This is a genomic window from Domibacillus enclensis, from assembly GCF_900156125.1.
Classification (GTDB): domain Bacteria; phylum Bacillota; class Bacilli; order Bacillales; family Domibacillaceae; genus Domibacillus; species Domibacillus enclensis.
In genome coordinates, this window is sequence record NZ_FTLX01000024.1 from 1 (window position 1) to 1,347 (window position 1,347).

1 rRNA gene is annotated in these 1,347 nt (G+C 55.6%); it reads right to left on the minus strand.

Annotated elements, in window-relative coordinates:
- Window position 1 precedes the first annotated feature (1 nt).
- Window positions 2–1,347: ribosomal RNA gene (locus BW952_RS19100) — 23S ribosomal RNA — on the minus strand; the annotation flags it as partial.

Consider the following 1,347-nt stretch of genomic DNA (forward strand, 5'->3'; position numbering starts at 1 on the left):
ATTGATTAAGTCCTCGATCGATTAGTATTCGTCAGCTCCATGCGTCGCCGCACTTCCACCCCGAACCTATCTACCTCGTCTTCTTCAAGGGATCTTACTTACTTGCGTAATGGGAAATCTCATCTTGAGGGGGGCTTCATGCTTAGATGCTTTCAGCACTTATCCCGTCCATACGTAGCTACCCAGCGATGCCTCTGGCGAGACAGCTGGTACACCAGCGGTATGTCCATCCCGGTCCTCTCGTACTAAGGACAGCTCCTCTCAAATTTCCTGCGCCCGCGACGGATAGGGACCGAACTGTCTCACGACGTTCTGAACCCAGCTCGCGTACCGCTTTAATGGGCGAACAGCCCAACCCTTGGGACCGACTACAGCCCCAGGATGCGATGAGCCGACATCGAGGTGCCAAACCTCCCCGTCGATGTGGACTCTTGGGGGAGATAAGCCTGTTATCCCCGGGGTAGCTTTTATCCGTTGAGCGATGGCCCTTCCATGCGGAACCACCGGATCACTAAGCCCGACTTTCGTCCCTGCTCGACTTGTAGGTCTCGCAGTCAAGCTCCCTTGTGCCTTTACACTCTGCGAATGATTTCCAACCATTCTGAGGGAACCTTTGGGCGCCTCCGTTACATTTTAGGAGGCGACCGCCCCAGTCAAACTGCCCGCCTGACACTGTCTCCCACCCGGATCACGGGTGCGGGTTAGAATTTCAACACAGTCAGGGCAGTATCCCACCAGCGCCTCCACCGAAGCTGGCGCTCCGGCTTCCAAGGCTCCTGCCTATCCTGTGCAGACTGTGCCAAAATTCAATATCAGGCTGCAGTAAAGCTCCACGGGGTCTTTCCGTCCTGTCGCGGGTAACCTGCATCTTCACAGGTACTATAATTTCACCGAGTCTCTCGTTGAGACAGTGCCCAGATCGTTGCGCCTTTCGTGCGGGTCGGAACTTACCCGACAAGGAATTTCGCTACCTTAGGACCGTTATAGTTACGGCCGCCGTTTACTGGGGCTTCAATTCAGACCTTCGCCTTGCGGCTGAGCCCTCCTCTTAACCTTCCAGCACCGGGCAGGCGTCAGCCCCTATACGTCGCCTTGCGGCTTTGCAGAGACCTGTGTTTTTGCTAAACAGTCGCCTGGGCCTATTCACTGCGGCTCTCTCGGGCTTGCACCCTACCAGAGCACCCCTTCTCCCGAAGTTACGGGGTCATTTTGCCGAGTTCCTTAACGAGAGTTCACTCGCTCACCTTAGGATTCTCTCCTCGCCTACCTGTGTCGGTTTGCGGTACGGGCACCTTGCATCTCGCTAGAGGCTTTTCTTGGCAGTGTGGAATCGAAGACTTCGGTACT